This window comes from Bradyrhizobium sp. P2_E8, from assembly GCF_056403875.1.
Map to the genome: position 1 here is coordinate 1 of NZ_JBFUES010000781.1, position 3,658 is coordinate 3,658.

The following is a 3,658-nucleotide window of genomic DNA, read 5'->3' on the forward strand; positions in this document are numbered from 1 at the left end:
GGCCGCGGATGTGACGGTCCTTGATGTGGATCTGGGAGGCCTGCGAAAAACTCGCGAGTTGCTTGTGGGTCGACTGCGTCGCGATGATGCCCGGCGCCTCGGGGGGAAGGTTGGCGAGGCCCATGGCAAAGCGGCCGGCATAGAGCGGGTGGAACTTCATGAAGCCGGCCCAGGCCTCGTCGAACAGGATGTACTCGCAGAGATGGCCGATGCGCTTCAGGATCATCTCGGCGCTGTGGATCGTGCCGTCATAGGTGCACTGTTCGACCACGGCGACGCGGAACGGCCGTTCCTTGCGCCAGGCGTCGCGATCCCCAACCAGCGGATGGTTGCGGATCGCCTCGCGCAGGGCCTTCTCGTCGAGCACGTCCCAGCGCATCGGGCCGATCAGGCCCCAGGCGTTGCGGATGGTCGGGACGTAGACCGGGATGCCGCCATTGATCATCAGCGCGCCGTGGTGGGCGGCCTTGTGGTTGTTGCGGTCGAACAGCACGAGGTCGCCGTCGGTGACGAGCGCGCCGAGCGCGACCTTGTTCGAGGTCGAGGTGCCGTTGAGCACGAAGTAGGTTTTCTCCGCGCCGAAGATCTGGGCGGCTTCCTTCTGCGCCTTCAGCGCCGGGCCTTCATGGGTGAGGAGGTCGCCGAGGTCGAGCACGGAATTGTCGAGGTCGTCGCGGAACACGGATTCGCCGAGATGCTCGACGAAGACCCGGCCAATCGGGCTTCGATTGTAGAACACGCCGCCATTGTGGCCCGGACAGGTCCAGAGCTGGTTGCCTTCCTCGGCATAGTCGACCAGCGCGCCGAAGAACGGTGTCTTCAGCGTCTCGGCATATTGCTTGAGCCGGCTGATCAGGTTCTTGGCGATGAAGGTCGGCGTCTCCTCGGACAGGAAGACATAGCCGTCGATGAAGTCGAGCACCTCGACCGGCAAATCCTCGAAGCGCTTGCGCCGGATCAGGAGGATGATCGGGAAGTCGAGGCCGCGGCGCCGCATCAGGCTGATCAGGGCCGAGGTCTTGCCCTCCAGGCCCTTCTTGCCCCAGTCCACCACCATGCAGCCGATCGCGGCGTCGGTCTGCACCGCCATCTCCGCGTCCTCCAGCTTGCGGGCCCGGACCACCTCGAAACCGGAACGCTGGATCTCCTCGATGATCTGGTTGAAGCGGACGCCTTCGAGGTCGTCGGCGTCGAACACGGGTGCGGCGAACAGGAAGTTGAAGCGCTTGAAATAGTCCATTGTCGGTCCCGAATGTACTGGAGACACAGCTCTCGGCACATTCGAKGACAGTTGGATGACAGTGGCTGCGGTCCGCGCTTTCGCCTCTCCCCGCGGTCTCTTCAAGCGGCAAGTAAATAGATGGCCCAGAAAGCGATCGCGCCGACGGCGAATGTCGTCGGAGAGAATGCAACTGAATCGGGCTGCCCCGGGTCTTTCGCTTTGCGGAGCGTGTAAAGAGCGAGCTGCAGCAGAATCCAGCCATTCCCAATGACCGCCGGAACCATCAACGGCGCTGCAATGCCGTAATAGCTCAGATAGGCAATCACGCCATTGATCTGCGCGGCGATGGCGACTACGGAGAAGCGCGGCTTAAGGCAGGCCAGTATGATCGCCATGACCTCAAACGCGTAGAAATATCGGTCGTGCATTTTCGGCAGCACGAATGGCATCAAGAGCAGAGACACGGCTGCGGCTGCGACCAGATGTTCGAGCTTGTGCAGGTCTTTCGCCCGCGCGGCAACGATTGAGAATACGAGCCCTGCCGCCGCTGAAATGGCCATTCCGGCGGCTACACCGGGTCCATAGAACCGGTTGGGCACGAGCAACCACATGTTTGCTGCGTTCATTGACAGCCGGGCGTAGGTTTCAGCCTGATTGAAATAGACCGTCAGGATGTCGGAGAGAGGTTGGCCAAGCAGCCAGGCGGGAGCCGCGACGGCGAGATAAACAATCGGAATCGTTGCAAGCCAAAACCAATGGATCGTTCGCCTCAGCACGAGCGCGAAGATCAAGGGCGAAAGGAATATTGCCTGGGCCTTGACAGAAAATCCGACGGCGAATGAAACGAGACCGGCCCGAGGTCTGTCTCGGGAAATGAAATATACCGATAGCAAGATGAAGAACGTCCAGATCGCGTCGGACTGACCCCAGACCGCACCGTTGAACAGAACGGTCGGTGCTAGCCAGACGGCCGCAAATGCAACGGATGGACTGTAGATACGTTCTTTGTCGGACGCGACCAGGCGCGCTGCCATCAGCGCGCAGCCGAATTCGAAGATGAAAGAAATTCCTTTGATCAGGTGCCATGGTTCGAACAGCCCATGGAACGCGGTCGCCGCAACCAAAAGGTAACTGTAAAACGGGGTGTAATCCGTGAACGTGTGCCCGAGACTGGCAAGACCGTGGCTGTGCGCGAATTCATACCAGGGCAGCAGGAACTCGGTCGTATCGGCGGTCACCTGATCGAGGGCTGCATACCGGCAGGCGAGGCCTRCAATCAAGCTGGCTGTGACGATCGTCCGGGCTAGCCATGCCACAGCCATGTGGATACGTGCCTGTGAGCCATAGGCGCCAAGGAGGAACCTCCGATCGATCAGGCTTAAGAACGTGGTCGGCGCTTCGATTGGAGAAAGCTGCGTCTTGGAATGAAGTGCCACAATTCGTGCCCCTGCGCGCCGGTGGGACCCCCTCCAGCAAAACGATCTTAAGTTGCGAGGATAAGCGAATAGCTCTGAGCTACCCTAAGCTCATTGGGTAAAGTGCAACTTAGGGTAAAGCCAAACTTAACGTGCACACCGGATCGGGCACCAGTCAGCTTGGTGCCCGATGCAGCCCGACTGCGGCGCGGGATGGCCTTCGCGGCGCTCGCAGGAGAGGGAACCGCTACCGCTTCGCCTCGCTGAACACCACGGTCGGCACGGCGCGGTTGACGACCTCGCGCAGCGCGAAGCTTGATTGCACCCGCGCGACGCGCGGCAGGCGGGACAGTTCGGTGCGGTGGATGCGCTCGAAATCCTGGATGTCGCGGGCGAGCACGATCAGGATGTAGTCGTCGGTGCCCGACATCAGGAAGCAGCGCACGACGGAGGGGCATTTCACCACCTCCGCCTCGAACGCCTTCAGCGCCTCGTCGCTCTGGCTCTCCAGCGCAATGCGCACCAGCACCGTCGTGGTGAGGCCGAACTGCGCCAGGTCGAGCGCGGCCTGATAGGCCTGGATAAAGCCGTCGTCCTCCAGCGCCTTCTGGCGCCGCGCCAGTGCCGTGCTGGATAGCCCGACCTTGTTGGCGAGCTCGGTGTGGCTGGCCCGTGCATTGGTTGTGAGTTCCGCGAGGATGGCGAGGTCTTTCCGGTCGAGGGCCAATGTTTCGTTTCCAGCGTGAAAGAGCGTTTGCGCGCCGGAAACCGGCGCGGAGATGGCGAAACTAGCTGATATTTGCACGAAACCAAACTGGACCCGTCGCTACCATGACGAGGTGAATCAAAACGTTGGAAGGAGCCCAGGATGCGTGTCGGTGTGCCCAAGGAGATCAAGGTGCAGGAATATCGCGTCGGGCTCACCCCGGGCGCCGTTCGCGAATATGTAGCGGCCGGGCATCAGGTGACGGTCGAGGCCGGCGCCGGCAGCGGCATCGGCGCGTCGGACGAGGTCTATCGG

The 3,658-nt window shown here is 61.5% G+C and carries 3 protein-coding genes and 1 pseudogene; 1 reads left to right on the top strand and 3 read right to left on the bottom strand.

Translation table 11 applies throughout. The annotated features are described in order from the left end of the window. The 3 genes from AC1D00_RS31680 to AC1D00_RS31690 all read right to left on the bottom strand — a co-directional run. The coding region (locus AC1D00_RS31680) for an Orn/Lys/Arg decarboxylase N-terminal domain-containing protein (protein ID WP_477013373.1) at positions 1 to 1,240 on the bottom strand (1,240 nt) is incomplete at its 3' end. A gap of 101 nt (positions 1,241 to 1,341) precedes the next feature. After that, positions 1,342 to 2,658: a hypothetical protein gene (locus AC1D00_RS31685; RefSeq protein ID WP_477013374.1), complete on the bottom strand. Its 1,317-nt coding sequence runs from the start codon at positions 2,656 to 2,658 to the stop codon at positions 1,342 to 1,344. Between the two features lie 226 nt (positions 2,659 to 2,884). Then, complete coding sequence (locus AC1D00_RS31690; RefSeq protein ID WP_027546309.1) at positions 2,885 to 3,364, bottom strand: Lrp/AsnC family transcriptional regulator; 480 nt, start codon at positions 3,362 to 3,364, stop codon at positions 2,885 to 2,887. 141 nt (positions 3,365 to 3,505) lie between these two features. Here AC1D00_RS31690 and AC1D00_RS31695 point away from each other — a divergent pair. Further along, positions 3,506 to 3,658, top strand: a pseudogene (locus tag AC1D00_RS31695) (alanine dehydrogenase); the annotation flags it as partial.